Consider the following 26688-nt stretch of genomic DNA (forward strand, 5'->3'; position numbering starts at 1 on the left):
GCAGCCTAGCGGAGTCGATCACGAACTCCCACTGTGTGATCGCGTGCCGAACACCTCGACCGAAGGGCCTTTGCAGGACACCGCCGCGGGGCAGGTTTCCTCCTGGTGACCAACGACATGAACCCGACTCGCGCAGGCGGCTCCGGACCGGTCAGGGTCGGGCCGATCGAGGACCCGGCGCGACTGCCCGAGGCGGTCGAGCTCTACCGGACGGTCCTGGAGCTGCGGCCCGGCGACCCGGCGGTGAGCCCGCGGCTGCTCGCCGGGCTGCCCCGCAACGGCGGCTCGGTGATCGGCGCGTACGCCGGGGACACGCTGGTGGGATTCGCGTACGGCTACGTCGGCCGGGACTCCGTGACCGGGGAGGTCTACCACTACTCCCAGGCCGCCGTGGTCGGCCGGGACTGGCAGGGACGAGGGGTCGGGCGGGCGCTGAAGCAGGGCCAGCGGGAGTACGTCCTGGCCACCGGGCTCACCCGGATGCGCTGGGCCTACGACCCGGTCCGTGCCCGCAACGCGCACTTCAACCTGGACGTGCTGGGCGCGCGGGGCCGGTGGTTCGTCCGCGACCTCTACGGCCCGGACAGGCGTGAACCGGGCCGTGGAGGTCCCGCCGAGCCCACCGACCGGCTGGTCGTGGAGTGGGACCTGGCCGGCGCTCCGTCGCCGGTCCCAGGCCTGGCCGTGGACCTGCCTGCGGACCGGCTGCCGGCGTGGGGCGAGACGGCACCGGCCGGGGACGACCTGCTTCTCGGCGTACCACGCACGTGGTCGCGGACGGAGCCGGAGCCGGGCAGGGCGGCGCGGGTTCGCGCCGGAGTCCGCCATGCGCTGGAGTCCGCACTGGGCCAGGGGTACGTCGCGGTGTCGTGCGGTGCGCTGTCCCCGTCCTCCGGTACCAGGGGCGACGCCCGCGCCGACACCGCGTACTACCGGCTTCGCCGCGACGTCTGAACACGCCGGGCCGGTGGGCCGGTCGGCCCCCCGTCTCAGCCGACCGAGCGCAGCTTGGGCAGGATCTCGGCGACCTGCTCCGCCCGCGCCACGGCGTCGTCGCCGCGCACCACGACGATCACCTCGCCGATACCGACCCCGGCGTACGCCTCGGCCTGCCGCAGCAGGTGGTCGGTGCCCTCGTCGGCGCGGATCTGGACCGTGCGGCGGATCTGCGCCGGGTCGCGGCCGACGTCGTGGCAGTGCCGGTCGAGCACACCGGACAGTTCGGCGATCTCCTCGACGGAGCCGCCGGCGGCGTTCCAGGCGTCGGCGTACTGCGCGACGATCCGCAGGGTGCGCCTGCGACCGCTCCCGCCGATCCACAGCGGCGGCCCCGGCTTCTGCACCGGCTTGGGGTTGGCCAGCGCGTCGGTGAGGTCGTAGTGCTCACCGTGGAAGGTGGTCTTCGGCTCGGTCCACAGCGACCTGATCACCTGGCAGGCCTCCTCGAACCGGTCGAGGCGGCCCTTCACACTGCCCAGATCGATGCCGAGCATGGTGTGCTCGATCTCCGCCCATGCCGCGCCGAGGCCGAACTCCAGCCGGCCGCCGGACAGGTGGTCGACGGTCACCGCCATCTTCGCCAGCACGGCGGGATGGCGGTAGGTGACGCCGGTGACCATGCAGCCGATCCGCACCCGCTGCGTACCCTCGGCCATCGCCGCGAGCAGCGTCCAGCCCTCGAAGACGTCGCCCTCCGGTTCGCCGTGGATGGCGGCGAAGTGGTCGAAGTTCCAGCAGCTGTCGAAGCCGGCCTGGTCGGCCAGCTGCCACACGCGGCGCAGGTGGTCGACGGTGGTGTTCTGGGGCGCGAGCTTGACACCGACCCGCAGGCCCGAAGAGTTCTCCGCGACAGAAGTCATGCGCCAGTCTTACCGCGCCGGGCCCCGAACGGGCGAGGGCGGCGTTCCCGTTTCCGGTCGTACCGCCTGCGCCAGCCGGGCGGCCAGTGCGGCGGCCGCGCCGGGGTGGTCTGGCGCCAACAGGCCGACGGCCGCGAGCACGTAGTCGCGGTCCACCGCGAGCTCCGGGCGCTCGGGAACCATCCGGCCGTGCCCGCCGGCTCCGGCCAGCCCGGTCGCCACGACCCTTCGGGCGACCACGGGATCCACGTGCCGCAGCAGGCCGCCCGAACCCACCAGCAGCCCCACCGCGCGCAGGTCCTTGCCGGCGCGGTCGACCGTCGGCCCGGCCGGGCCGGTGACCACCTGGGACCGTCCGGCGTGCCGGCGCAGGGCCAGCTTGACGGCGAGTTCTGCCAGGCGTATGTCGACGTCAAGATCAGCTTGCTCCGTGGCGACGTACCCGGGATCCTCCTTGCGGCGTTCGGCCTCCGCCCGCAGCGTCGTGACGTCCGGCCCGGTTCCCGCTTCGCCCGCCTCGTCGAGCAAACCGGCCTTGACGGCTGCTCGAACGATCTCCGGCGCGTTCCACCTCAGACCCAGATCGCCCTCGACGGTACGGCTGACCGGCAGCGTGGCGACGACCTCGCGGCCCAGTCCGGCGTCCTCCGGATCGGGTTCGACCACGGAGTGCACGTCCGTGGTGGCCCCGCCGACGTCCACCACGACCACGCCCGGCACGTTGCAGGCGCGGGCCAGCACCTCCACTCCGCGCAGTACCAGGTCGGGGGTGGCACCCACGACGAAGCGGGCGAACTCCTCCCGCCGGGACAGGTGCTTGCCGCCGATCACGTGCCGGACGAACATCTCCCGGATCGCGGCCCTGGCCGGGTCCGGGCACACCACGCCGATGCGCGGCAGGACGTTGTCGGTGACCACCGCCGCGACCCCGGCGTCGGCAAGCACGCCGGCGACCTCCGCGCCGCAGGCCGCGTTGCCGGCCACGACGACCGGGGCGGTCGAGGGCGCGGCTGCCAGTGCCCGCGCGTTGGCCCGCAGGACCGCGGTGTTGCCGCCGTCGGTGCCGCCGGCCAGCAGGACCAGGTCCGGCGCCGTCGCCGCCATCGCGATCGCCGCGGCGGGGTCCAGGACACCGGCCGCCACGTGGACCACCCGGCCGCCGGAGGAGGTGGCGACACGCTCGCCGGCCTCGACCGTCACCAGTCGCTCGTTGCCGACGACCGCGATCCGCAGCCCGCCGCCGGCGCTCGAGCATGCTCGCACCGGCCAGGTCGGCTCCTCACCGGTCACCGTCGCGAGGTCGGCACGCAGCAGGTCCAGCGCCTCCATCAGGTCGGTGCCGATGGTCGTGCGCCGGCTGCCGGTGGCGACCAGCTCCCCGGTCGAGACGTCGACCAGGGCAGCCTTGGTGAAGGTCGACCCGAAGTCGACGCACAGGATCCGCGTAGGGCCGGTCACGACACCTCCGACGACGGCTCCGTCAGCCGGGCGGTGATCGCCTCCTCCAGCTCCCCGACCGTACGCCGGAACTCCGTGTCCAGGTCGACGTCGTACAGCTTGGCGAGCACCAGCACCGACCACAGGCAGTCGGCCAGCTCGTGGTGCAGCACCTCCCTGCCACCCGGCATCTCCCGAGCACCTTCCTGGGCCATCACCAGCTTGGCCAGGTCACCCACGTCGCCGACGAAGCCGAGCATGAACTCCTCGCGGTTCCACGTACGCCCGCGCTCCTTGTGGTTGAGCTCGTCGTAGAGAGCGTGCACCCACATCGCGTGTTCGGTGAGCTGGTCGAGATTCAGCCGGTCGCCGGTCATCGGCTCAGCGTAGTTGCACCCAGGTCGGAGCTACCTCCATCTCCGTGTTCGCGGGTCCCACTGACTGTTGGCAACGGTCCCTGCCAGAGCGGGGTCGGCAAACGCGATCAGCGCGCCGAGCAGATCGAGAAAGGACGACGGTAGGCGGTCGTCCAAGCCCTGTTTGCGTCGCCAGGCAGACCACCGTGCCTGGGCCAGTGCGGCGTACCCGTCGAGGACGTCGACAAGCGGCAACAACTCCGCGTGGCGATACGCCGCGACCTCGGCGATGGCGCCCTGTAGTTCGGCTCCCCCTACAGGATGAAGCCCCGTAAGGAGGTAGAGGTCGGCGAAGTCGCGCCACCGCGTGTTGACGGTGCCGCGTTGCAGTGCGGTGGTGATCTTCTCCGCGTAGACCATGGGCAACGGATAGCCAGGCAGGGCGATCTTCCCACCGAGGAGCCTGGGCAGTTCGACGATTCGTGGATCCGGCCAGATCGGGTCGCCGATATTGATGTCGACGTGCAAGCTGAGCTTTGCACTGGCCAGGGTCGCGGTCAGCGTTACGCGCACGCCGCTGTACTCGTCATCGTCCCGGATGACCTCTGCCGTTGCGGCGGCAGTGTCGAAACGTAGTCCGTCGTCAACAGATACTGCTGCTATGTCACGCACGAGCTGCAGCACGTCCCCGAGCTCTCCGCTGATCGCTTCGGACGGCGGGCGTTGTAGGCGGCAAGGAGTACGCCGCCCTTGAGCACCAACTTGTCGGCGTGCCGGGAGATGGTGAGGCGAATGAGGAAGCCCTCGAGGGCGTAGAGCTGGTGCAGTTCGTCGGTGGGGCGATGCTGGGTGCGGGCGAGGTTCTGCAGGTCCAGATATGCGCGGCCGTCGACGGTGGCTCGGGTGGGCCGGCGGAGAACGGTCATTGCAGTATCTCCAGGGTGTCGCGCAACGCCGGTTCGGCCTGGGGGAACGACTGGGCCACCCTCAGGAGTGTTGCGGGCTGCGCGCCGCGACGTCTCAGCCAGCGGCGTAGTGCCTCTACTGCCACCTCGGGTCCTTCGACGTGGCGGAGCCGGAAGACGTCGATGATGCAGCGCTCCGGGCTGTACAGCCCAATGCTTGTCTGCGCGGTCAGCGCCAGTTCGTCGCGGCCGATGGTGAAGGTGTTCGGGGCGAAAGCATGCCAGCTGACCGGCGCCTCTACGCGCGGCGGCCGCCGTCCCCGGGGAAGAGCGACGTCGATGCGAGGCGGTATGACGTCGCTCAGCCCGTGCTGTGCCAGCGCGGTCGTCAGGCAGAGCGTCGCCTGTGGCGCTCGGTACGCGATCTCCAGCAGGTCCGGATCACCCTCGGCCGCCGCGTCGACCCGGCGGAACAGGCCGCGCCCGAGTTGTTCGATATCTCCCGCATCACGCAGCGCGTACAGTCTCCTGTCCGAGAGGCCGCCCGCCCGCGCCTCGGAGTAGGTGAACGTCGCCGGCAAACCAGCGAGGATGTCTGCTGTGGCTGGCTCGGTCGATCGCGCCATGGAGGAAACCGTATACAGGTCCGGGGGGTGTGTATACGGTTTCCTCCGCGCGAGGAAGCGGCGGCCCTAGCCGAGGGCCTGGGCGAGGTCCTGCAGCAGGTCGTCGGCAGTCTCGATGCCGACCGAGAGCCGCACCAGGTCGTCGGGCACCTCCAGCGGTGAGCCCGCCGCGCTGGCGTGCGTCATCCGGCCCGGGTGCTCGATCAGCGACTCGATGCCGCCCAGCGACTCGGCGAGGGTGAACACCCGGGTGCGCTCGCAGACCTCGGCAGCCGCCGCGGCGCCCTCGGCGTGCCGGAACGACACGATGCCGCCGTACCGCCGCATCTGTTTGGCCGCGACCTCGTGGCCCGCGTGCTCGGGCAGCCCGGGGTAGAGCACCCGGCCGACCTTCGGGTGGGCCTGCAGGAACGAAGCGATCCGCTCGGCGTTGTCGCAGTGGCGTTCCATCCGTACGGCAAGGGTCTTCAGCCCGCGCAGCACCAGCCACGAATCGAACGGCCCGGCCACCGCGCCCATTGAGTTCTGGTGGAACGCCAGCCGCTCGCCGAGTTCGGCGTTGTTGGTGACCAGCGCACCGCCGACGACGTCGGAGTGCCCGCCGCAGTACTTCGTCGTCGAGTGCACGACCACGTCGGCGCCCAGGGTGAGCGGCTGCTGGAGGTACGGCGAGGCGAACGTGTTGTCGACGACCAGCAGCGCACCGGCCTCGTGCGCGACGTCTGCCAGGGCCCCGATGTCGGCGACCGAGAGCAGCGGGTTCGTCGGCGTCTCCACCCACACCACTGAGGTGGGCCGGGCCTGGACGGCCGCCCGGACCGCCGTCACGTCGGACACGTGCGCCGGCGTGTGCTCGACCCCCCAGGGCTGGGCGACCTTCGAGAAGAGCCGGTAGGTGCCGCCGTAGGCGTCGTTGGGGATGACCACGTGGTCGCCGGGCCGGCAGACGCTGCGCAGCAGGGTGTCCTCGGCGGCCATGCCGCTGGCGAACGCGAACCCGCGTACTCCCTGCTCCAGCGCGGCCAGGCACTCCTCCAGCGCCGCGCGGGTGGGGTTCTGCGTACGTGAGTACTCGTAGCCCTGCCGGGGCCGCCCAACGCCATCCTGCGCGTAGGTGCTGGTGGCGAAGATCGGCGTGATCACCGCGCCTGTTGCCGAGTCGGGCTCCTGACCTGCGTGGATGGCCTGGGTCTCGAAGCCGCGGTGCTGCTCGTTCATGGTCCCGAGGCTATCCGGGACGGCTCCGGCAGGCGGGGACCAGGCCGGGTCGGCACGGTGAGTCGCGGCAGCAGCGCGTGCACGAGCGGGCCGATCCCGAGCGCGTACACCACCGTGCCGACACCGACGGTGCCGCCGAGCAGCCAGCCGATGGCGAGGACGACCACCTCGATGGAGGTCCGGACAACCCGGACCGATCCGCCGGTACGCCCCACGAGGCCGGTCATCAGGCCGTCCCGCGGTCCCGGCCCGAGGCGGGCACCGATGTAGGCCGCGGTGGCGACGGCGTTCAGGACCACCCCGCCGAGCATGAACGCGATCCGGGCGGCCAGCGGGTCCGGGGCCGGCAGCACCGCGAGGGTGAGGTCGACCGCCACCCCGACGAGGAGCGCGTTGCTCACCGTGCCCAGCCCGGGCCACTGGCGCAGCGGGATCCAGGCCAGCAGGACGACCAGGCTGACCAGGATGACGATCGTCCCGAACGACAGCGGCATCCGTACGGCCAGGCCCTGGTGGAAGACGTCCCACGGGTCCAGGCCGAGGTCGCCGCGGATCATCAACGCCATCGAGACGCCGTACAACGCGAGGCCGGCGTACAACTGGGGCAGTCGGCGTCCCAGCCGGCCGGTGCGCAGCGCGCCCAGCGGACCGGACGCATCCCTGGGCTGCCGGTCATGATCCCCGGGCTCGGCATGATCGTTGGGTGGCTGGGCCTGATCTCTGGGCGGCTGGACCTGATCTCTGGGCGGCTGGACCTGATCTCTGGGCGGCTGGGCCTGATCGTTGGGCACCGTCCGATCCTGCGCCACGCCCGCCCGCGAGTTCCACCGGGTTCCACGGGGGCGAGCGCGGCGGCGCGGATGCCCCTGTGTCCCGGTCGGGGAATTCGGCACCTGCGGGCCCGCGTTGAGCAGGACGGGGAATCGCGTCCGGAACCCCGTCGAGTACGCAGGTCGCAGCGAGGAGAGGGTGGCCCATGAGCTTGTTCCGCCGTAAGGCCGAGATGCCCAGCCCGGAGAACGCACTGCCCGGCCGGCCCGAGCGCCCCTTCACCGTCGCGGAGCGCCACCTCGTACTCGGCACCCCGCTGGAGGGGCCCGTACCCGACGGCCACGAGGTCGCGTTGTTCGGCCTCGGCTGCTTCTGGGGCGCCGAGGAGATCTACTGGCAGCTGCCCGGCGTGTGGTCCACCTCGGTCGGGTACGCCGGCGGCATCACCCCGAACCCGACGTACGAGGAGGTCTGCTCCGGCCGCACCGGGCACACCGAGGCCGTTCGCGTGGTCTACGACCCCGCACGGGTGTCGTACGCCGACCTGGTGAAGACGTTCTTCACGGTGCACGACCCGACCCAGGGGATGCGCCAGGGCAACGACATCGGCACGCAGTACCGCTCGGCGATCTACTACACGACGCCGGAGCAGGCAGAGGTCGCCGAGCAGTTGCGCACGGCGTACGGCAAGGCGATCGCCGACCGCGGGTACGGCGAGATCACGACCGAGATCGCGCCGGCGCCGACGTACTACCTCGCGGAGGACGGGCACCAGCAGTACCTGGCGAAGAACCCGCACGGCTACCGCTGCCACGCCAACACCGGCGTACCGTTCCCCGCGTGATCGGCGCCGCGTGATCGGCGCCGCGTGATCCGCGCCGCATGGTCGGCTCCGGGTGATCCTGTCGATTCCGCGTCCCGCCGTTCGTCGAGGGGGTGACGGCGGACACCTGGTCCGCCAGGCGGGAGGAGCAGTCATGGCCGAGTACCTCATCTACTTCAACCAGCAGTGGGTCGGTGACCACTCCGAGGAGTGGTTCCGCGGGCGAGGTCCGCTCGCCCGGGCGGTCGTGGAGGAGATGAAGGCCGCCGGCGTGTTGGTGTTCACCGGGGGGCTGGAGGAGGAAACCGAGGATGCCTTCAGCGCCGACGCGACCAGCGGCACCCTGTTGATCACCGACGGGCCCTACGTGGAGACCAAGGAGTTCCTGGGCGGGCTTGCCATCGTGGACGTGGCCGACGACGAGGCGGCCAAGCTGTGGGCCGGCAAGATCGCGGAGGCGTGCGGCTGGCCTCAGGAGGTACGCCGCTTCAAGTCGCGGGCACAATCCTCGTGATCGAGCCGCGGTCGGCCCGCTTCACGCAGGTGAGGACCCTGCTGAGGCAGTGGCGCCTACGGGCAATGGCCTACGCCCGGCCCGGGTATCGGGAGGCGATCCAGGACGGCATCGAAGGCCGGGAAGATGCCTTTGTCCGCTACATCCCGCCAGACTGGGTGGCGGGTTGACGCACGGTAGCGTCAGCCTGGCGACAGACGGGCGTAGAGGCTCGCCAAGCAGCGCTTCTCACGTACTCCCGCACTGAACCCTGGCGAGCAGGCGACGGTCGGGCGGCGGCGAGTGAGCACGCCGCCGCCCGACCGGCAGACCGGGCGAGCTAGCGGCGAGCGGCTGCGGCGGGGACGGGCGCCTTCGTTGCCTTGCCCGTCTCGGAGCCCGCACCCGGGGCCGCGCCGGCCTGAGTGGCCGCCTCGGCCGCCTCCGCCCCCTTGGCTACGGGGCAGCCGGACCGCTGTGCCTTCGCGATCACCTCGAACTCCCCGGGGAAGAGCACGGTGTAACGGACGTCACCGTCCGCGCCGAGGTCGATCAGATAGGACCGGTCGGGCTTGTCGTGGGTGTCGAAGACGACTCCCTGGGTGCCGGTTTCGATGACCTGGAAACCGCTGCGGATCTCAACCGTGGTGCGTATTCGGTCTCCGAGTGCAACCTTCATGCCGTGGTCTCCTCAGGCGCGGGCCGCGGATCCCTGTTCCCTGCGCGACGGGTCGGCGTGACCGGCACGAGGCCGGTTTCGGCGACCCATCCGCCGCCGCACTGCTTCTCGTCGTGGATGGTGCCTTCCGCGTCGCGTGATCCCCGTCGCCGCCCGGCCGGCAGTCGGGGGTCCCCCGCGACGGTGATCAGTATGCAGACAATACGCCGCCGCCGCCCGCGAATCGCCTGATTTGCACGGCCCCTTTGTGACGGATGACAATCGCGGGGTGAACGGCGCGCCGGAGGGCCCGTGGACATCGCGGGGAGCCGCGGCGGCCCGGCGCGCCCTGGACGAGTTTGCGGCCGAGGTGCCGACCGTCGTGTTCGAGCGTCCGGAGGCCGGTTCGGCGGACCGGTCCCGCCCCCGGGCGCGTCAGCACGGCCCACCTCAGGGCGCGGGCGCCGGCCCGCAGACTCCCGGATCACCGCCCCCAGGCAGGTCGCACGACTCGCTCGCCGGGGTGATCGAGGAGAACGTCCACCGCTACTTCCGCGCCGCGGACGAGCACCGGCTTCCCACTCGGGCCGAGCTGGCGGAGGTACGCGAGGACGCCGCCCGCCACGCCCGCGCGGACGTTCCCCTCGCCGACCTGCTCTCCGCGTACCACCTGAGCGCCCGGTCCGGCTGGGAGGAAGTCCTGTCGGCGGCCGACCAGAGCGAGCTGCGCCGGTGGAGCGAGCACCTGCTGGCCTACTTACGCTCCGTGACGGCCGCGGTCTCCAGCGGGTACGTCGAGGGGCACCAGGAGTTCCACGACGAGGAGAACACCGCCCGGCGGGCGTTGACCAAGGCGCTTCTGGCCGGCGAGCCCGCGTCCGCCCACGCCGAGCGCGCGGGGATCAGCCTCACCACCAACCACGTGGTGCTCGTGTTCACCATCGGCGGAGCGGCCGACGTGGCCGCCGAGAAGGTCGGTCACCTGATCCAGGAGGAGCTGGACGCCTACGCCGGAACGCCCGTGCCCAGCGTTCTGGACGGGCGCCGCGGCGTCGCGCTCCTCCCCGGGCCCGGCGACACCCTGCCCTCGCTCGAGCTCGGGCTCACCTCGCTGGCCGAGCGGCTGGGCGCGGCGCTCACCGCTCCGGTCCGGGTCGGCGCCGAACGCGCGGTCGGGCTGTCCGCGATTCCGGACGCGGTGGACCAGGCCGAGGAGATAGCCCACCTTGCGTACGCCCTGGGCCGGCCGCCCGGTGCGTACGTCCTCAGCGACGTGCTGCTGGAGTACCAACTCACCCGGCCGGGACCGGGGCGGGACCGGCTGGCCCGGATCCTCGACTGTCTGGACAGGCATCCGCACCTGGTGGAGACGCTGCTCGCCTACCAGCGCAGTGGGCACAACCGCCGCCAGGCCGCCGCCGAGCTCCACGTGCACCCGAACACCCTCGACTACCGCCTGAACCGCGTGGCGAAGCTGACCAGGCTCGATCCGGGCCGGCCGGCCGACGCCCAACTGCTGGCGGCCGCGGTGATCGCGCGCACGCCGCTGTCCGGGACTGAGCGATCAGCTTCCGCGCGGTGCGTACATGATCACGGCCACGCCCACCAGGCAGATCGCGGCACCGAGCAGGTCCCACCGGTCCGGGCGGAACCGGTCGACGACGACTCCCCAGGCCAGTGAGCCGGCCACGAAGATCCCGCCGTACGCGGCCAGGATCCGGCCGAAGTTGGGGTCCGGCTGGAGGGTGGCGACGAAGCCGTAGGCCCCCAACGCGATGACGCCGGCGCCGATCCAGAGCAGGCCGCGGTGCTCGCGGACACCCTGCCAGACCAGCCACGCACCGCCGATCTCGGCGAGTGCCGCGACCACGAACAGAATCAGGGAACGCGTCACCGTCACCCGTCGGACGCTACGGCACCACGGCGCCGCACCCGAACTCCGCCGGTCTCGCGGCGCTCACCGGCCCTCCGCCGGGTCGACCGCGAGGCGGTACCCCCGTTTGGTGACCGTACCGACGATGTGGGAGTCCCCCAGCCGTGCCCGCAGCCGGGCGATCGCCATCTCCACCGCGTGCCCGTCGGCGCTGCGCGGCAGGGTGCGGAGCAGATCGGCCCGGGACACGACGCGGCCCGGGTGTTCGACCAGAGCCCGCAGCATCGCCATCGGCGCCGGGGCGAGCGTCCGCATCTCCCCGTCCACGACGACGGCGTGGCCGCGGATCTCCAGCCGGTGCCCGGCCACCGCGACGTGGCGGGTCCGGTGCGCGGGCAGCCGGTCGGTCAGGGTGCGCACGAGCCCGCCGAGCCGGGCACGGGCCGGTTGCAACGTCGGTACGCCGCGCCGGGCGAGCGGCCCGGCGGCCACCGGGCCAACGCAGGCGGCGAGCACCCCGCTCCGGAATGCCTCGAGCACCGCCTCCTCCTCCGCCCCCGACACCTCCAGCAACGCGGCTGCCGCCGGTGCACTGGTGAACGTGACCGCGTCGACGTAGCCGAGCTTCACCAGCTCCACCAGCCGGACCAGCGGCGTCACGTCCTCGGGCAGCACCCAGCGGTAGACGGGCACCTCGATCACCGAGGCCCCCGCGGAGCGCAGCGCCGCGACGAAGTCCGGCAGCGGCTCTCCGTGCAGTTGGACCGCGATCCGCAGGCCGCGTACGCCGGCGGACAGCAGGTGGTCGAGCACCTCCTGGGAACACTCCGACGCAGGCGCCCACGTCTCGGTCAGGCCGGCCGCGCGGATCGCACCGCGTGCCTTCGGCCCCCTCGCGAGCAGCCGGGCGCCGGCCAGGGCGGACAGCAGCCCGTCGGCCAGGCCTGCGCTCTCCGCCGCCTCCAGCCAACCCCGGAAACCGATCCCCGTCGTGGCCACCGCGACGTCGATGCCCTGCGCCAGGCACAGCCGAGTGGCGGCCTGCAGCGCCCGGTCGTCGGCCAGCGGAACGATCCGGATCGCCGGGGCCTCCACGACCCGTGCTCCCCGGCGTTCGAGGAGCGCGACGAGCTCCTCGCGGCGGCGGGCCGCGGTCACCCCGACGGTGAACCCGGTGAGCGGCCGCAGTTCGGTCGAGGTGTCGGGCCCGGCCCGCGGCGGCTCGGGCCCGGGCCGCGGCGGTTCAGATTCGGCCCGCGGCGGTTCGATGCTCGCCACCCTTGGCGGTGGCAGCCCCGCGGACGGGACCTCACCCTGCTGGAACGGAGTCATGACCGATCCCCGAGGGCGATCGACACCACGCCGCCGTCACAGCGCACTGCGTACGTCGGCACGGCCACCCCCGAGGTTTCGAGGCACTGCCCCGTTCGTAGGTCGAACGCCTGCTTGAACATCGGCGAGATCAGCACGGGCACCTCGCCGACGCTGCCCACGATTCCGCGGGACAGGACGTACGCGCCCGAGAACGGGTCACGGTTGCCCACGGCGTGGAGCTGCCCGTCGTGGGTACGGACGATCGCGACCTGCTGCGCTCCGACAAGTGCGGCGACGGGGCGCTCGGGCAGCAGGTCGGTCGCGGCACACACCGCGACCCAGGTCGGGTCCGCAGCCCTGCTCGACGCGAGATCGGTGGGCGAGGCCGTGCCCGAAGTCGTGTCCGGGGTTGCGTTCAGCACAGCTGTCATCTGTCAACCTCTCGTTGCGTACGCGTCGCCAGGGTGGGCCCGGCGACGAGGACGGGCGCGTCGGCGGGGACCGCCTGGCCGCGTTGGGTGACGAACTCGATCGACGGATCCGGCGTTCCGGGGGCGTTGACGAACGACACGAAGCGGCCGAGCTTCTCCGGGTCGTTCAGCGTCGCCGCCCACTCGTCGCTGTAGCTGCCGACGTGGTGTTCCATCGCCGCGTCGAGGTCGGCGCAGATACCGAGCGCGTCGTCGACGATCACCGACCGGAGGTGGTCCAGCCCACCGTCCATGCCCTCGATCCAGGCGGCGGTGCGCTGGAGCCGGTCGGCCGTTCGTACGTAGAACATCAGGAACCGGTCGATGGTGCGGACGAGGGTCTCGGTGTCCAGGTCGGTGGCGAACAGGTCCGCGTGCCGTGGGCGGAAGCCGCCGTTGCCACCCACGAAGAGGTTCCAGCCGTTCTCCGTGGCGATGACGCCGACGTCCTTGCCCCGCGCCTCGGCACACTCGCGCGCGCAACCCGACACCGCCGCCTTGATCTTGTGCGGAGAACGCAGGCCGCGGTAGCGCAACTCCAAGTTGACGGCGAGGCTGACGGAGTCCTGCACGCCGTAACGGCACCAGGTCGTACCCACGCAGGACTTCACGGTCCGGACCGCCTTGCCGTACGCGTGCCCGGACTCCATTCCCGCGTCGACCAGCCGGCGCCAGATCAGCGGCAACTGTTCCACCCGGGCGCCGAGCAGGTCGATGCGCTGGGCGCCGGTGATCTTCGTGTAGAGGTTGAAGTCACGGGCGACCTCGGCGATCACCAGCAGCTTGTCCGGAGTGATCTCCCCACCCGGGATGCGGGGAACGACGGAGTAGGTGCCGTTGCGCTGCAGGTTGGCGAGGAAGCGGTCGTTGGTGTCCTGCAACGCGGCCTGTTCGCCGTCCAGGATGTGCCCGTTGCCCAGGCTCGCCAGGATGGAGGCGATCGCGGGCTTGCAGACGTCGCAGCCCCGGCCGGTGCCGAACTCCTGCACGATCCGGGAGAAGCTGCGCAGCTCGCGTACCCGCACCAGGTCGAACAGCTCCTGGCGTGAGTACGCGAAGTGTTCGCACATCGCCCGGGACTGCTCCACGCCTGCCTGGGCGAGCAGCGTCCTCAGCAGCGGCACGCACGACCCGCAGCCGGTGCCTGCCCGGGTGCACGCCTTCAGCCCGGCGACGTCGGTGTGGCCGTCCCCGACCGCGGTGAGGACGTCGTCCTTGGTGACGGCGTGACACGAGCACACCTGCGCACCACCCGGCAGGTCGCCCGGCACCTCACCGGAGCCGAGGAAGTCGGCCAGCTTCCCGGGCAAGGGGCCGTTGACACTGGCCCGCAGCACGGCGTACGCCGACGCGTCCCCGACCAGGATCCCGCCGAGCAGGGTCTGCGCGTCGTCGGTGAGCGCGAGCTTGGCGTAGATGCCGTGCGCCGGATCGGAGTAGACCACGTCCAGCTCACCGGCCGGCGTGCCGAAGCTCGCCACGTCCACACCGAGCAGCTTGAGCTTCGTCGAGGTGTCCGCGGCCGCGAACGTGTCGTCCCCGCCCAGCAGCCGGCCGGCCACCACCTCGGCCATCGCGTAGCCGGGCGCCACCAGGCCGTGCACCTGCCCGTCGACGTTCGCGCACTCCCCGATCGCGTAGACGGCGGGGTCGGACGTACGGCAGGTGCGGTCGACGACCACACCGCCGCGCGGGCCGACCTCGAGGCCACACGCGCGGGCGAGGTCGTCGCGAGGACGGACGCCGGCCGCGAAGACGACCGTGTCCACGTCGATGCCGGGGCCGGCCGCATCGGTGGAGCCGGCATCGGTGACACCGGCATCGGCGGCACCGGTGGCGGCGTCGGCGTCCGCGGCGAACACCATCCGCTCCACAAACCCGTCCGGCCCCGCCTGCAGGCGTTCGGTCCTCGTCGCGGTGTGCACGGTCAGGCCGAGCGCCTCGACGTGGCGGCGCAGCATCGCACCCCCGGCCTCGTCGAGCTGCATCGGCATCAACCGCGGCGCGAACTCCACCACGTGGGTGCGAAGTCCCAGCAGGCGAAGGGCGTTCGCGGCCTCAAGGCCCAGCAGGCCGCCGCCGACCACCGCGCCCGCGTGACGCCCCGCACAGTGGTCCGCGAGCGCTTCCAGGTCGTCCAACGTGCGGTAGACGAAGCAGCCGGGCAGGTCGCTGCCCGTGACCGGCGGCACGAAGGGGTACGACCCGGTGGCCAGCACCAGGGCGTCGTACCGATACTCACCCCGGGCGGTGGTGACCACCCGGCGGACCCGGTCTACCGACAGCGCGGGCTCTCCCAGCCGCAGGGTGACCTCCGCGGCGTCGTCGTAGAACCCTTCGGGCACCAGGGAGAGCTCCTCCGCCGACGTGCCGGTGAAGTACGCCGACAGGCCAACGCGGTCGTACGCGGGGCGGCTCTCCTCGGCGAGCACCGTCACCTCCCACCGGCCCTCGGTGTCCCGGGCACGCAACGCCTCCACGAACCGCTGCCCCACCATGCCGTTGCCGACGACGACGAGCTTCATGCGACCACCTCCTCCGGCGCGGGGGTGTGCGCCGGGCCGGCGGACAGCGCGGCGACGAACCCCTCGATGGTGTCGCGGCAGCCGCCGCAACCTGTACTTGCGCGGGTGACCCGCGCGACCTCCTCGGTGGTACGGGCGCCGGCCAGCCAGGCGGTGGCGATGCCGCCGGCGGTGACGCCGTTGCACCGGCACAGCGTGTCCCCGGCGGCGGGCACACCCGGCGACCCGTTCGCGGCCGGCCCCGTCCCGGGGCGGGCGAACAGCAGCGACCGGGCGTCCACCGGCACCGGCGCGTCCCGGTCGAACAACTGCGTGACCGTGCCGACGCTGGGGTTGTCGCCGAGCATGATCGCCCCGACCAGTCGGCGTTCGCGGATGAGCACCTTCTGGTACACGAGCCGTGCCGGGTCGGCGAAGGTCACCACCTCGGTGGCCTCGTCGCGCACGTGCGGGTCACCCATCGTGGCCAGGTCGACGCCGGGCGCCTTGAGCCGGGTGACCAGCCGCGACCCGGCGTACGTCCCACCGTGTCCGGCGACCACTCCAGCGGCCACTCTGGCCTGTTCCCACGCCGGTGCGACCAGGCCGTACACCTGTCCGCGGTGTTCGGCGCAGTCGCCCAGAGCGTGGATGGCCGGGTCGGACGTACGCATCAGGTCGTCCACCACGATCCCCCGGCCGGTACGCAAGCCGGCCCTGACAGCGAGGCCGATGTCGGCCCGAACGCCACACGCGACCACCAGCAGGTCGGCCGGAAGCCGGGTGCCGTCCTCCAGCACGACACCGCGCACCCGGCCGTCCTCGTCTCCGACCACCGCAACCGTCGCGGCCTCGACCAGCACCTCGACCCCGAGCCCGGCGAGCGTGCTGGTGAGGATGCGACTGGCGTCAAGGTCGAGTTGGCGCTCCATCAGATGACCGCGGGCATGCACCACGCGGGCCCGCAGTCCCCGCCGGGCAAGGCCGCGGGCGGCCTCCAGGCCGAGCAGCCCGCCACCGAGCACAACGACGTCGCGGGCGCCGCGCGCCGCGGCCAGGATCCGCCGGCAGTCGGCGAGGGTCCGGAACACCGCCGCCCCCTCGACGAGCGAGCCGTCGTCGCGGCACAGGCCCTTCACCGCGGGGACGACCGGCCGGCTCCCGGTGGCGAGCACCAGCGCGTCGTACCGCGTCCGGCTCCCGTCGTCGGCACACACCACGCGGCGGTCCCGGTCGATCGCGGTGACGGTGACCCCGGCGCGCAGGTCCAGCGCCCCGGACGGCTCGGGCAGCGCCAGGTCGTCCGGCGTGAGCCGTCCGGCCAGCAGCTCCGGCAGCAGGACCCGGTTGTACGCCCGGCCGGGCTCGGCGCCGAAGACGACCAGCGGACGGTGCGGGTCGAGGGTTCGCAGGTCGGCCGCGAACCTCGTACCGGCCATGCCGTTGCCCACCACCACGACGCTCATCGGGCCGCCTCCGGCCTCTCGTGCAGGGCGCTCCCCACGGCGCTGCACACGGGTTCCAGCCGGACCGCGCAGACCTTGAACTCCGGCATCCGCGACGTGGGGTCCAGTGCCGGGTTGGTGAGGACGTTGGCCCGGCCGGCACCCGGCCAGTGGAACGGCATGAACACCGTGTCCACCCGGATCGTGTCGGTCAGCCGGGCCGGTGCAACGGCGACGCCTCGCCGGCTGACCACCCGTACGTCGTCTCCTTCCGCGATGCCGTGGCGTTCGGCCAGCACCGGATGCACCTCCACGAACGGACCCGGCGCGGCCTGCACAAGCGCGGAGACCCGCCTGGTCTGGGCACCGCTCTGGTACTGCGCGAGCACCCGGCCGGTGGTGAGGTAGACCGGGTACGCCGCGTCCACGTCCTCCACCGCCGGACGGTGCTCGACCGGTACGAACCTCGCCCTGCCGTCCGGTGTGGCGAAGCGGTCCAGGAACATCCGCGGCGTCCCCGGGTGTGCGGGCGTCGGGCACGGCCAGAAGACACCGCCCTCGGCGTCGATGCGCTCGTAGCTGATGCCCGCGTAGTCTGCGGGACCGCCTGCGCCGGCCCGGCCGAGTTCGGCGAAGACGCGTGCGGGTTCGGTCTCCACGACCGGCCCACGGCCCAGCGCGGCGGCGAGCCCGGCCATGATCTCCAGGTCGGTGCGCACCTGTCCGGGCGGCGGGCGCAGCCGGCGGCGCCGGATCACCCTTCCCTCCAGGTTGGTCATGGTGCCGTCCTCCTCCGCCCACTGGGCGCTGGGCAGCACCACGTCGGCGAGGTCGGCGGTTTCCGAACGCACCAGGTCGGCGACCACGAGCAGGTCGAGGTCGGCCAGGCGTTCCTCCATCCGCGCGGCCGCGGGCGCCGACACGACCGGGTTCGTGCCGAACACCAGCAGGACACGAGGCCCGCCCGGCCGGCCGAGGGAGTCCAGGAGTTCGTACGCGCTCGGACCGGGGCCGGGCAGGACGGCCGGGTCCACACCCCAGACAGCGGCGACGTGCGCGCGGGCGGCCGGGTCGTCGATGCGGCGGTAGCCGGGCAACTGGTCGGCCTTCTGCCCGTGCTCGCGCCCGCCCTGCCCGTTGCCCTGCCCGGTGAGGCAGCCGTATCCCGAGCCCGGCGTTCCCGGCAGTCCCAGTGCCAAGGCCAGGTTGACGAACGCCGTCACCGTGTCGGTTCCCTTGGCGTGCTGTTCCGCGCCGCGGCCGGTGAGCACCATCGCCCTGCCGGCGGTGGCCAGCAGCCGCACCGCCTCCCGTTGCTGGGCCACCGGCACGCCGGTGATCCGCTCGACGCGTTCGGGCCAGTAGCTCATCACGATCGGCCGGACGTCGGCCAGGCCGTTCGTGCGCGCCGCGACGTACTCGGTGTCGGCGTACCCCTCGACCAGTGCGACGTGCAGCATGCCCAGCGCGAGCGCGAGATCGGTGCCCGGTGTGGGCTGCAGGTGCAGCCGGGCCCGCTCGGCCGTCGGCGTACGCCGCGGGTCGACGACGATCAGCCCACCGGTGTCGGGTCGCGGTGCGGTGAGCACGCGCAGGAACGGCGGCATGGTCTCCGCCGAATTGCCACCGACGAGCAGCACCACGTCGGCCGCGGCGATGTCGCCCAGCGGGAACGGCAGACCGCGGTCCAGCCCGAACGCCCGGTTGGCGGCCGCAGCCGCCGACGACATGCAGAACCTGCCGTTGTAGTCGATGTTCGGCGTACGCAGGACGGTCCGGGCGAACTTCCCCAGCATGTAGGCCTTCTCGTTCGTCAGCCCACCACCGCCGAGCACCGCCACGCCGCCTGGCCCGTGCTCGGCCTGCACCCGCGTGATCGCCGCGGCGACGGTGCCGAACGCCCCCTCCCACGACGCGGGCACGAGCGCCTCGTCCCGCGACGCCCGCACCATCGGCGTGCGCAGCCGCTGTGGGGAGGTGAGGAGTTCGGCCGCCGTCCAGCCCTTCTGGCACAGGGCGGCGGCGTTGTCCCCGTGTGCGCGGGGCGCCACCAGAACTTCCCCTGAATCCGGCCCGGAGTCCGGCGCGGCACTCAGTTCCATCCCGCACTGCAGGGCGCAGTACGGACAGTGCGTCGCCACCGCCGCGGAATCGGACATGTCGTCGAGCCTGCGGTCCCACCGTTTCACGCCTGGGTCCCCTCTGTTTCGGGTCTGCTAACGGCCGCTCACCGATCCCCGGATCGCTCAGACCGCCGCCTCGGCCAGGCTCGGCATCCGAGCGACCAGCAACTGCCGGCGCAGGTAGCACCACCACGTCACGCCGAGACAGAGTGCGTAGAACGCGGCGTACGCGAGGACCGCCGTGGCGACCGATCCGGTCGCGCCGAGCGAGGCGCCGTACGCCCGCGGGATCAGGAACCCGCCGAACGCGCCGACCGCGGAGATGATCCCGACCGCCGCGCCGGCCTCGGTCAGCGCCGTCCGCCGGGCGCCGGCGATCCCCGCCCGCTCGTCCCGATCGCCCTGCCGGGCGAAGATCGCCGGAACCATGCGGTACGTCGAGCCGTTCCCGACGCCGCTGGCCACGAAGAGCACCGCGAACGCCGTGACGAACAACCCCAGCGACCCGGAGTTCACCGCGACCAGCAGGACCGCCATCCCGGCCACCATCGCCGCGAAGACCGCGCAGGTGACCCGGGCGCCGCCCCAGCGGTCGGCCAGCCAGCCGCCGACCGGCCGTACCAGCGACCCCACCAGGGCGCCGAGGAACGCGTACTTCGTCGCACCCGAGTCCGGGAACACGGTCTTCGCCAGCAGCGGATACGCCGCCGAGTAGCCGATGAACGAACCGAACGTCCCGATGTAGAGCAGCGACATCACCCACGTGTGCGGACGCTTGGCCGCCGCCAGCTGCCCCCGGACCGGCGCCTTCGAGACGGTGAGGTTGTCCATGCAGAACCACGCGAGCACCGCCGACGCCACGATCAGCGGCACCCACATCAGCCCGGCGTAGGCGAGTGTCCCCGCTCCCGCGCCGAGCACGACCGGCACCAGGAACTGCACCGTGCTGGTGCCGAGGTTCCCGCCGGCGGCGTTCAGGCCGAGGCCGAGCCCCTTGGCGCGTTCGGGAAAGAAGAACGAGATGTTGGTCATCGAGGAGGCGAAGTTCCCGCCGCCGAACCCGGCCGCGGCGGCGACGAGCAGGAACACCCAGTACGGCGTGGCCGGGTCGCTCACCGCGAGCGCCATCGCCACCGTCGGCACCAGCAACAGCAGCGCGCTCACCACGGTCCAGTTGCGGCCGCCGAACCTCGGCACCGCGAAGGTGTACGGCAACCGCAACAGCGAGCCGACCAGGCTGGGCAGTGCGACCAGCCAGAACAGCTGGTCGACGGAGAACGCGAAACCGGCCGCCGGCAACGCGACGACGGTCACGCTCCACACGAGCCAGACCGAGAACGCGAGGTGCTCGGCGAACACCGACACCAGGAGGTTGCGGGTCGCCACCCGGCGGCCGGTGCGCTGCCAGAACGCCGCGTCCTCCGGCTCCCACCGGTCGATCCACCGGGCTCCGAGCCGGCTCCTGGTTCTCGGCGTCTGCGTTGTGCTCACGGCGTCCTCCCACGACGGCGCCCACGGCGGGGCGCGGTTACCGGTCGTGGTGACGGTAGGAAGGCCCTGTTTCAGCCGACGTCACCCGAAGGCCGCGGTGCGGTAACAGAGCCCGCACATGCGGCGCGAGCCGTGGTGAGGTTCGCCGGTGGGAGTTGCGCGGCGGGGGCGCCTAGGACCGAGCGCCGGTCGGCCCGGTCGACTCCGTCGGCTCCCAGGTGGTGGGAAAGGTGAGGCTCCGGCTGGCGGAGTTCGCCGGCACCAGCGAGATGAGCCGGTCCCGCAGCCGCGCGCCCAACGGGTTGCGCAGCTGGCCGATCTTCCCGAGCAGACGTGCCTGCTTGGCGAGCCCGGTGGTCCGCGCCCGGCGGAGCCGGTCGTACTCCGGCAGCGCCGCGGGCACCTCGCCGGGGCCGGCGGCACGGACGACGGTCGCGAGCTCCACCGCGTCCTCCAGCGCCTGGCACGCGCCCTGGCCGAGGTCTGGCGTCATCGCGTGCGCGGCGTCGCCGAGGAGCACCAGCCGGTCGCGGACGAACGTGCGCGGCAGCGGCCACAGTAGTTCGATGTCGGTACGGATGATCCGGTCCGGCGGGGTTGCCTCGAGCAGCCGGGGAACAGGGTCGTGCCAGTCCGCGAACAGGCCGGGCACGTCCTCGCTCCCGTCTGCACGGTAACGCGGGTCGGCGTGCGCGAGCGTCGCGTACCAGTAGATGCCCCCGTTGGCGAGCGGAATGCAGCCGAACCGCTGGCCGCGCCCCCACGTCTCGCTGCCCGACTGGAGCGCGGGTGCGGACTCCGGCGGGATCAGCGCCCGCCAGGTCACGTAGCCGGCACCGCGCGTCCGGGTCCTGGGGTCGACCAGTGTCCGCAGCCGGCTGTGGATGCCGTCGGCGGCCACCACCAGGTCGGCGGGGAACTCCTCGTCGTCGGTCCGTACGACCGCGGCGGCGGGCCCGAGGTCCACGCCGGTCACGGTGCGGCCCAGGTGGAGCGCCTCGCCGGGCACGAGATCGCGGAGTACGTCGTACAACTTCGGCCGGGTCACCATCAGCGGAATGGTGAAGGCGTCCGCGGTGTCGGCCGGGCTGGGGTCGACCCGGCTGAGCCAGCGCCCGTCCGGCCGGCGCAGCCCGACCATGTCCTGCAGCTCGTTGTGCCCGCGCAGCCGGTCGACGGCGGTGGGTTCGACGGCGGCGATCGCCCGGAGGGCGTTCGGCCACAGCGAGAGGCCGGCACCGACGGCCTGGATCCGGGGCCGGCGTTCGAGCAGGTCGACCTGCCAGCCGTCGCGTGCCAGCGCGGCAGCAGCCGCCAGTCCGCCGACTCCGGCACCGACCACGACCGCCCTGCGCTGCTGCGTACTCATCGGCCCTCCACTCCCGGCACTGCCCGCACTCCCCGCGCGGCCTACCCGTAGGCGTTCCTCTACATCTGTAGAGGCGCTGCGGTTCACACTACAGGTGTAGAGGGGTGGTGGGTAGGGTTCCGAGCGTGACGCCCGACGCACCGCGACTACCCGGCCCCTCTCGCCCCGCCCGTACGACCAGGGCCGACGCGCTGCTGGACGCCGCGATCGCGGTGGTCGCCGACACCGGGCTGCGCGGCCTCACCCACCGCTCGGTCGACGCCCGGGCGCAGGTTCCGGCGGGCTCGGCCAGCTACTACTTCCGCACCCGGGTGGCGTTGCTGCAGGCGATCCTGCAGCGGCTGATCGACCTCGACGCGGCCGACTCCGCGGCGTACCTCCCCTTCGCCGACGAGGCATCGGCCCAGGCCACCGACCTGACCGGAATGGCGGCGGGCTGGGCCCGGCTGTTCGCCCACTGGCTCGGACCCGGACGGCAGCGCCTGCGTGCCCGCTACGCGCTCTACCTGGAGGGCCGCCACCACCCTGAGCTGCACGAACTGCTGGACACCGCGAGCGCGCAGTTCGTCGGGGGAGCGCGAGAACTGCTGGCGGCGGCGGGCGCCCCCGATCCCGACCGCGACGGGCCACTGCTGGTCGCGCTGCTCGACGGCCTGCTCTACGACCAGATCATCCGTGGCGGGCCGGGCGTCGACGAGGCCGAACTCCGCCGCCGGATCGAGGTGATCCTCGGCGCCGTCCTGCCGCACCTGGCCCGGTGGGGCGTGCCGTGACGCGCCCCGAGGCAGTTCAATGGGACACATGCCGACGTCCGACAGCCCTCCCCAGACCCGGCTCTCCGTCACCGTCTGGGACCGCCCCGACGCCGAGCCGCGGACGTTCGAGCTCACCGAGGATCCGCCGGCCGGCACCCATCCCCGCCCGGAGGCCGCGGTCGCCGCGATCGAGGCCGCGCCCCGGCCGTTCGAACCCGTTCCCCGCGACGCGATGTGCACCCAGATCTACGGCGGACCGCAGCGCGCCGTCATCGAGGGCATGTGGCGAGGGCAGCGCGTCCACGCGTCGTACGACAAGAAGAACGGCTGCGAGATCGCCCGGTGGAAGGCTCTCGGCGCGGTCCTCGACCCGGAGTGAGCAGGCCTGGAGCCGGCACCGGAACCGACACCGGAGCCGGCGCCGCTACTCCCCGGCCGCGAGGTGCTCGAGCAGGTCCTGCCGGGTGAGTACGCCGACCGGCTTGCCGTCGTCGAGGACGAGCACCGCGTCAGCGGTCTCCAGCAGGCGCACCGCGGCGGCGACCGGCTCCCCGGCACCGAGTTGGGGCAGCGGCGGCGACAGGTGCTGCTCCACCCGGTCGGCGAGCTTGGCGTGCCCGGAGAACAACGCCTCCAGCAGGTCGCGTTCGTGCACCGCGCCGGCGACCTCGGCCGCCATCACCGGCGGCTCCGCGCGCACGACCGGCATCTGCGACACGGCGTACTCGCGGAGGATGTCGATCGCCTCGGCGATCGTCTCGTTGGGGTGAGTGTGTACGAGCGAGGGCATCGTCCCGCTCTTGCGCCGCAGCACGTCGCCGACCGTGTCGTTGCTCTGCCCGCGCAGGAAGCCGTAGTGGGTGAGCCAGGCGTCGTCGAACACCTTCGACATGTAGCCCCGGCCGCCGTCGGGCAGCAGCACCACGACCACGGCGTCCTCGTCGGCCTCCCGGGCGACCTGGGCCGCGGCGACCACCGCCATCCCGGACGAGCCGCCGACCAGCAGGCCCTCCTCGCGGGCGAGCCGGCGGGTCATCGTGAACGAGTCGTGGTCGGACACCGCGATGATCCGGTCGCAGATGGTCCGGTCGTAGGTGGTCGGCCAGAAGTCCTCACCCACGCCCTCGACGAGGTAGGGCCGGCCGGTGCCGCCGGAGTAGACCGAGCCCTCCGGGTCGGCGCCGACGATCTGCACCCGGCCGTCGGAGACCTCCTTGAGGTAGCGCCCGACGCCGGTGATCGTGCCGCCGGTGCCGATGCCGGCGACGAAGTGGGTGATCCGTCCGTCGGTCTGGTCCCAGATCTCCGGCCCGGTGCCCTCGTAGTGCGACTGGGGGTTGTTGACGTTGGAGTACTGGTCGGGCTTCCAGGCGCCCTCGCGTTCCTTCACCAGGCGGTCGGACACCGAGTAGTAGGAGTCGGGGTGCTCCGGCGGGACGGCGGTCGGGCAGACCACGACCTCCGCGCCGTACGCTCGCAGTACGTTGCGCTTGTCCTCGCTCACCTTGTCCGGGCAGACGAACACGCAGTGGTAGCCGCGCGACTGCGCGACGATGGCCAGCCCGACGCCGGTGTTGCCGCTGGTCGGTTCCACGATCGTCCCGCCGGGGCGCAGGGCACCCTCGTGTTCGGCCGCCTCGACCATGCGCAGCGCGATCCGGTCCTTGACGCTGCCGCCAGGATTGAAGTACTCGACCTTCGCCAGCAGGAGGCCACGGACACCCTCGGCGGACCGGGTCAACCGGACCAACGGGGTGTTGCCGACAAGGGACTGCAGGGACTCGTGATACCGCACGGGTGCACTCTAGGTGGTGGAGGCCGGGTGCGGCATCCCGGCGCCTTCACGGCGCGGGGTGGATCGCTTGATGAGTTCGGGCTCCACACGGGGTAGAAGCAACAACCGGAGCCCTCCGACGGTCCCTCGACCGGCCCTCGGACGGGCAAGACCTCGAAGGAGGTCCAGGTGGGCAAGGCTCGCGCCGCACGAAAGTGGGCCGCCGCCGCCGCGCTGGGCGGTGGCGGCGCCGGACTGCTCGGCGGCACCGTGATCGCGATCCTGTTCGCCGAGGCGATGCTTGCCAAGCGCACCATCGGCGAACCCGTCGGCCAGGCGCCGGACGCCGACGGCATCTACGGCGACGGGCCCGGCGACCCGATCTCGTTCGTCGTCCTCGGCGACTCCACGGCCTGCGGGCTCGGCGTCGACACCGCCGAGGAGACCCCCGGCGGGCTGCTCGCGGCCGGCCTGGCGTCCCTGTCCGACCGGCCCGTCCGGCTCAGCGTCGCCGCCTTCTCCGGTGCGGAGACCCAGCACCTGGAGGACCAGGTGGACCAGGCGCTGGCCGTCGAACCGGACGTCGCCCTGATCATCATCGGCGCCAACGACGTCACCCACCGGACCCTTCCGTCGGACTCGGTACGCCTGCTCGTCCAGGGCGTACGCCGGCTCCGCGAGGCCGGCTGCCAGGTCGTCGTCGGCACCTGCCCCGACCTCGGCACCGTCGAGCCGCTGGCCTTTCCACTGCGTCAGCTCGCCCGGACGTGGAGCAGGCGACTGGCCGCCGTGCAGACCATCGCCGTGGTGGAGAACGGCGCCCGCACTGTCTCCCTGGGCTCGCTGCTCGGGCCGGAGTTCGCCGCCGCGCCGCGGGAGCTGTTCGGCCCCGACCGCTTTCATCCGTCGGCGGCCGGGTACGCCAGCGCGGCCGTGGCGCTGCTGCCGTCCATCGCCGCCGCGATCGGCTACTGGCCCGAGGACGAGGACGCCGACACGCCCCTTGGCGAGGGGCAGATCCTGCCGATCTCGTACGCCGCCGTGCGCGCCGCGCGGTCGGCCGGCACCGAGGTGGCCGCCGCCGACGTGGCCGGCCACGAACGCGGGCCGCGGGGCCGGTGGGCGCTGCTGCGTCGGCGCCCGCACCGTCAGGTCGAGGTACGCGAGAAAACCGGTTGAGGCGGGCGCGGCCGCTCGCGCAGACTGCTCCGCATGTGACGCCCCGCGGTGCGAGCCCGCCTTCCGCCTGTTTCGTCGTGCCCGTTCGCCCTCGTTCTGACCGGGAGCCCGTCCGATGTGTACGTTCACGTGTATCCGAATCCTCCGCCCGGGACTCGGTACGCCCAGCTGCAGGAGTTCCTCGCCCGTGCCGGGGAGCCCGCTTACCGCCTGACCCAACTCGTGCGCGCGGTGCACGACCGGGGCGTACGACGGTTCGCCGACGTCACCGACCTCCCGCTGCGGCTGCGCCGCGAGCTCGCCGAGGAGTTCGGCCCGTCGTTCGGCCCGCTGACGCCGGTCGCCACCGAACGCGGCGCGCAGGTGGAGAAGGTGCTGTTCCAGAGCGCGCAGGGCGCCCGCATCGAGACGGTGCTCGCAACCTACCGTGCCGGCTGGACGTCGTTGTGCGTGTCCAGCCAGGTCGGCTGCGGCCTCGGCTGCACGTTCTGCGCGACCGGTGCCGTCGGCCTGGTCCGCAACCTGACCGCGGACGAGATCTGCGACCAGGTGCTGCACTTCACACCGGTGGACAGCATCGCCTTCATGGGCATGGGAGAGGCGCTCGCCAACCCGCACACGTTCACCGCCCTGTCCCTGCTCACCGATCCGCGCTACCACCGCGTCAGCCCGCGCCGCGTCACCGTGTCAACCGTGGGTTTCGCACCCGGAATGCGCCGGCTGACAACGGAGTTTCCGCATGTCAACCTCACCTTGTCGGTGCATTCGGCCGACGAGGAGCAGCGGGCGGAGCTGATCCCGCTGCAGCGGCGCTTCCCGCTCGCCGAGTGCCTGGAGGTCCTGGACGAGCACACGGTGACCGGCGGCCGCAAGACCTATCTGGCCTACCTGCTGGCCGGCGGCTACAACGACTCACCCGCACACGCGCGGGCACTCGCGGATCTGGTGGCCGCGCGCCGGCGGCCGGAACTGTTCCACGTCAGCGTGATCGCCTACAACGAGGCAGCCGGCGCCCGGCCGGACCTGCGCCGGCCGAGTGCCGCGGGAGTGGAGGAGTTCGTGGCCGCGCTGCGGGCGGCGGGGATACGGGCGACCCGGCGGCAGCAGTTCGGCCGGGACCTGGATGCCGCCTGCGGCCAGCTGCACGCGCGGTACCTCACCCGGAACGCCTCGATCGGGCGGACCGCTGGCACCGGACCGGGCGGGCGTACTAGCCTCGACATTACCGACCGGTAACCATGCCGG

At 72.5% G+C, this 26688-nt stretch carries 26 protein-coding genes; 8 read left to right on the plus strand and 18 right to left on the minus strand.

Translation table 11 applies throughout. The features are described from left to right. Window positions 1-105: 105 nt before the first annotated feature. Window positions 106-954, plus strand: a complete 849-nt coding sequence (locus BLU27_RS28430) for a GNAT family N-acetyltransferase (protein WP_092656871.1) — start codon at window positions 106-108, stop codon at window positions 952-954. Window positions 955-989: 35 nt separating this feature from the next. Here BLU27_RS28430 and BLU27_RS28435 read toward each other — a convergent pair whose 3' ends face one another. The 8 genes from BLU27_RS28435 to yczE form a co-directional block, all read right to left on the minus strand. Then, window positions 990-1859: an LLM class F420-dependent oxidoreductase gene (locus BLU27_RS28435; protein WP_092656873.1), complete on the minus strand. Its 870-nt coding sequence runs from the start codon at window positions 1857-1859 to the stop codon at window positions 990-992. A 9-nt stretch (window positions 1860-1868) separates the two neighbouring features. After that, the gene (locus BLU27_RS28440; RefSeq protein ID WP_092656876.1) at window positions 1869-3317 is read right to left on the minus strand and encodes a glutamate mutase L; all 1449 of its coding nucleotides are present in this window, start codon (window positions 3315-3317) and stop codon (window positions 1869-1871) included. Then, window positions 3314-3673: a nucleoside triphosphate pyrophosphohydrolase family protein gene (locus tag BLU27_RS28445; RefSeq protein ID WP_241827693.1), complete on the minus strand. Its 360-nt coding sequence runs from the start codon at window positions 3671-3673 to the stop codon at window positions 3314-3316. Before BLU27_RS28445 ends, BLU27_RS28440 begins: the two co-directional genes overlap by 4 nt. A gap of 30 nt (window positions 3674-3703) precedes the next feature. Then, the gene (locus BLU27_RS28450) at window positions 3704-4336 is read right to left on the minus strand and encodes a nucleotidyl transferase AbiEii/AbiGii toxin family protein (protein WP_197681613.1); all 633 of its coding nucleotides are present in this window, start codon (window positions 4334-4336) and stop codon (window positions 3704-3706) included. Then, window positions 4312-4578 (minus strand): hypothetical protein, encoded by a 267-nt coding sequence (locus BLU27_RS30070; RefSeq protein WP_197681614.1) that lies wholly within the window; start codon window positions 4576-4578, stop codon window positions 4312-4314. The genes BLU27_RS28450 and BLU27_RS30070 overlap by 25 nt, the downstream gene beginning before the upstream one ends. Then, window positions 4575-5183 carry a type IV toxin-antitoxin system AbiEi family antitoxin domain-containing protein gene (locus BLU27_RS28455; RefSeq protein WP_092656878.1) on the minus strand — a complete coding sequence of 203 codons (609 nt, stop codon included), beginning with the start codon at window positions 5181-5183 and terminating at the stop codon, window positions 4575-4577. Before BLU27_RS28455 ends, BLU27_RS30070 begins: the two co-directional genes overlap by 4 nt. Before the next feature lie 66 nt (window positions 5184-5249). Further along, window positions 5250-6401 carry a cystathionine gamma-synthase gene (locus BLU27_RS28460; protein ID WP_092656880.1) on the minus strand — a complete coding sequence of 384 codons (1152 nt, stop codon included), beginning with the start codon at window positions 6399-6401 and terminating at the stop codon, window positions 5250-5252. Next, window positions 6398-7192 carry a membrane protein YczE gene (gene yczE / locus BLU27_RS28465; protein ID WP_241827694.1) on the minus strand — a complete coding sequence of 265 codons (795 nt, stop codon included), beginning with the start codon at window positions 7190-7192 and terminating at the stop codon, window positions 6398-6400. The genes BLU27_RS28460 and yczE overlap by 4 nt, the downstream gene beginning before the upstream one ends. A 185-nt stretch (window positions 7193-7377) precedes the next feature. Between yczE and msrA the strand changes: the two genes are divergently transcribed. Then, window positions 7378-8016 carry a peptide-methionine (S)-S-oxide reductase MsrA gene (msrA, locus tag BLU27_RS28470; protein ID WP_092656882.1) on the plus strand — a complete coding sequence of 213 codons (639 nt, stop codon included), beginning with the start codon at window positions 7378-7380 and terminating at the stop codon, window positions 8014-8016. 133 nt (window positions 8017-8149) lie between these two features. After that, complete coding sequence (locus BLU27_RS28475; RefSeq protein ID WP_092656884.1) at window positions 8150-8509, plus strand: YciI family protein; 360 nt, start codon at window positions 8150-8152, stop codon at window positions 8507-8509. Between the two features lie 319 nt (window positions 8510-8828). Here BLU27_RS28475 and BLU27_RS28480 read toward each other — a convergent pair whose 3' ends face one another. Beyond that, on the minus strand, window positions 8829-9167 hold the full coding sequence (locus BLU27_RS28480) for a hypothetical protein (RefSeq protein ID WP_092656886.1): 339 nt from the start codon (window positions 9165-9167) through the stop codon (window positions 8829-8831). A 268-nt stretch (window positions 9168-9435) separates the two neighbouring features. On the opposite strand from BLU27_RS28480, the gene BLU27_RS28485 reads away from it, so the two are divergent. After that, window positions 9436-10827 (plus strand): PucR family transcriptional regulator, encoded by a 1392-nt coding sequence (locus tag BLU27_RS28485; RefSeq protein ID WP_157728849.1) that lies wholly within the window; start codon window positions 9436-9438, stop codon window positions 10825-10827. Here BLU27_RS28485 and BLU27_RS28490 read toward each other — a convergent pair. The 8 genes from BLU27_RS28490 to BLU27_RS28525 form a co-directional block, all read right to left on the minus strand. Then, complete coding sequence (locus BLU27_RS28490) at window positions 10711-11046, minus strand: YnfA family protein (protein WP_092656890.1); 336 nt, start codon at window positions 11044-11046, stop codon at window positions 10711-10713. The two genes, BLU27_RS28485 and BLU27_RS28490, sit on opposite strands and share 117 nt — an antisense overlap. A gap of 57 nt (window positions 11047-11103) precedes the next feature. Beyond that, window positions 11104-12351 (minus strand): uroporphyrinogen-III synthase, encoded by a 1248-nt coding sequence (locus tag BLU27_RS28495; RefSeq protein ID WP_092656892.1) that lies wholly within the window; start codon window positions 12349-12351, stop codon window positions 11104-11106. Continuing rightward, window positions 12348-12764 carry a nitrite reductase small subunit NirD gene (gene nirD / locus BLU27_RS28500; RefSeq protein WP_092656894.1) on the minus strand — a complete coding sequence of 139 codons (417 nt, stop codon included), beginning with the start codon at window positions 12762-12764 and terminating at the stop codon, window positions 12348-12350. Before nirD ends, BLU27_RS28495 begins: the two co-directional genes overlap by 4 nt. Beyond that, window positions 12761-15328, minus strand: a complete 2568-nt coding sequence (nirB, locus tag BLU27_RS28505; protein ID WP_092656896.1) for a nitrite reductase large subunit NirB — start codon at window positions 15326-15328, stop codon at window positions 12761-12763. The genes nirD and nirB overlap by 4 nt, the downstream gene beginning before the upstream one ends. After that, a complete protein-coding gene (locus BLU27_RS28510; RefSeq protein ID WP_092656898.1) occupies window positions 15325-16773 on the minus strand; it encodes an FAD-dependent oxidoreductase in 1449 nt (482 codons plus the stop codon). Before BLU27_RS28510 ends, nirB begins: the two co-directional genes overlap by 4 nt. Further along, window positions 16770-18911 (minus strand): molybdopterin oxidoreductase family protein, encoded by a 2142-nt coding sequence (locus BLU27_RS28515; RefSeq protein ID WP_092658466.1) that lies wholly within the window; start codon window positions 18909-18911, stop codon window positions 16770-16772. Before BLU27_RS28515 ends, BLU27_RS28510 begins: the two co-directional genes overlap by 4 nt. A gap of 87 nt (window positions 18912-18998) precedes the next feature. After that, window positions 18999-20366, minus strand: coding sequence for an MFS transporter (locus BLU27_RS28520; RefSeq protein WP_092656900.1), 1368 nt, complete (start codon window positions 20364-20366; stop codon window positions 18999-19001). A 172-nt stretch (window positions 20367-20538) separates the two neighbouring features. Then, window positions 20539-21735 carry an FAD-dependent monooxygenase gene (locus BLU27_RS28525; RefSeq protein ID WP_092656902.1) on the minus strand — a complete coding sequence of 399 codons (1197 nt, stop codon included), beginning with the start codon at window positions 21733-21735 and terminating at the stop codon, window positions 20539-20541. Window positions 21736-21860: 125 nt separating this feature from the next. Between BLU27_RS28525 and BLU27_RS28530 the strand changes: the two genes are divergently transcribed. After that, window positions 21861-22508: a TetR/AcrR family transcriptional regulator gene (locus BLU27_RS28530; RefSeq protein ID WP_172805057.1), complete on the plus strand. Its 648-nt coding sequence runs from the start codon at window positions 21861-21863 to the stop codon at window positions 22506-22508. A 28-nt stretch (window positions 22509-22536) separates the two neighbouring features. After that, window positions 22537-22869, plus strand: a complete 333-nt coding sequence (locus BLU27_RS28535) for an SSI family serine proteinase inhibitor (RefSeq protein WP_092656906.1) — start codon at window positions 22537-22539, stop codon at window positions 22867-22869. A 45-nt stretch (window positions 22870-22914) separates the two neighbouring features. On the opposite strand, the gene BLU27_RS28540 is transcribed toward BLU27_RS28535, so the two are convergent. Then, window positions 22915-24285: a cystathionine beta-synthase gene (locus BLU27_RS28540; protein ID WP_092656908.1), complete on the minus strand. Its 1371-nt coding sequence runs from the start codon at window positions 24283-24285 to the stop codon at window positions 22915-22917. A gap of 168 nt (window positions 24286-24453) precedes the next feature. On the opposite strand from BLU27_RS28540, the gene BLU27_RS28545 reads away from it, so the two are divergent. Both BLU27_RS28545 and BLU27_RS28550 read left to right on the plus strand, forming a co-directional pair. Beyond that, window positions 24454-25443, plus strand: a complete 990-nt coding sequence (locus tag BLU27_RS28545; protein WP_092656910.1) for an SGNH/GDSL hydrolase family protein — start codon at window positions 24454-24456, stop codon at window positions 25441-25443. Between the two features lie 129 nt (window positions 25444-25572). Next, entirely contained in the window at window positions 25573-26679 is a 1107-nt protein-coding gene (locus BLU27_RS28550) for a radical SAM protein (protein WP_241827695.1), read from the plus strand. Window positions 26680-26688 lie beyond the last annotated feature (9 nt).

The sequence above is a fragment of the Actinopolymorpha singaporensis genome (assembly GCF_900104745.1).
Lineage (GTDB): Bacteria > Actinomycetota > Actinomycetes > Propionibacteriales > Actinopolymorphaceae > Actinopolymorpha > Actinopolymorpha singaporensis.

What these genes read in the sequence shown, in the direction of transcription:
- BLU27_RS28435 (WP_092656873.1), bottom strand. Translation starts at nt 1,859, where the DNA reads ATGACTTCTGTCGCGGAGAACTCTTCGGGCCTGCGGGTCGGTGTCAAG.
- BLU27_RS28445 (WP_241827693.1), bottom strand. Translation starts at nt 3,673, where the DNA reads ATGACCGGCGACCGGCTGAATCTCGACCAGCTCACCGAACACGCGATG.
- BLU27_RS30070 (WP_197681614.1), bottom strand. Translation starts at nt 4,578, where the DNA reads ATGACCGTTCTCCGCCGGCCCACCCGAGCCACCGTCGACGGCCGCGCA.
- BLU27_RS28455 (WP_092656878.1), bottom strand. Translation starts at nt 5,183, where the DNA reads ATGGCGCGATCGACCGAGCCAGCCACAGCAGACATCCTCGCTGGTTTG.
- BLU27_RS28460 (WP_092656880.1), bottom strand. Translation starts at nt 6,401, where the DNA reads ATGAACGAGCAGCACCGCGGCTTCGAGACCCAGGCCATCCACGCAGGT.
- msrA (WP_092656882.1), top strand. Translation starts at nt 7,378, where the DNA reads ATGAGCTTGTTCCGCCGTAAGGCCGAGATGCCCAGCCCGGAGAACGCA.
- BLU27_RS28475 (WP_092656884.1), top strand. Translation starts at nt 8,150, where the DNA reads ATGGCCGAGTACCTCATCTACTTCAACCAGCAGTGGGTCGGTGACCAC.
- BLU27_RS28480 (WP_092656886.1), bottom strand. Translation starts at nt 9,167, where the DNA reads ATGAAGGTTGCACTCGGAGACCGAATACGCACCACGGTTGAGATCCGC.
- BLU27_RS28495 (WP_092656892.1), bottom strand. Translation starts at nt 12,351, where the DNA reads ATGACTCCGTTCCAGCAGGGTGAGGTCCCGTCCGCGGGGCTGCCACCG.
- nirD (WP_092656894.1), bottom strand. Translation starts at nt 12,764, where the DNA reads ATGACAGCTGTGCTGAACGCAACCCCGGACACGACTTCGGGCACGGCC.
- nirB (WP_092656896.1), bottom strand. Translation starts at nt 15,328, where the DNA reads ATGAAGCTCGTCGTCGTCGGCAACGGCATGGTGGGGCAGCGGTTCGTG.
- BLU27_RS28510 (WP_092656898.1), bottom strand. Translation starts at nt 16,773, where the DNA reads ATGAGCGTCGTGGTGGTGGGCAACGGCATGGCCGGTACGAGGTTCGCG.
- BLU27_RS28515 (WP_092658466.1), bottom strand. Translation starts at nt 18,911, where the DNA reads ATGTCCGATTCCGCGGCGGTGGCGACGCACTGTCCGTACTGCGCCCTG.
- BLU27_RS28525 (WP_092656902.1), bottom strand. Translation starts at nt 21,735, where the DNA reads ATGAGTACGCAGCAGCGCAGGGCGGTCGTGGTCGGTGCCGGAGTCGGC.
- BLU27_RS28535 (WP_092656906.1), top strand. Translation starts at nt 22,537, where the DNA reads ATGCCGACGTCCGACAGCCCTCCCCAGACCCGGCTCTCCGTCACCGTC.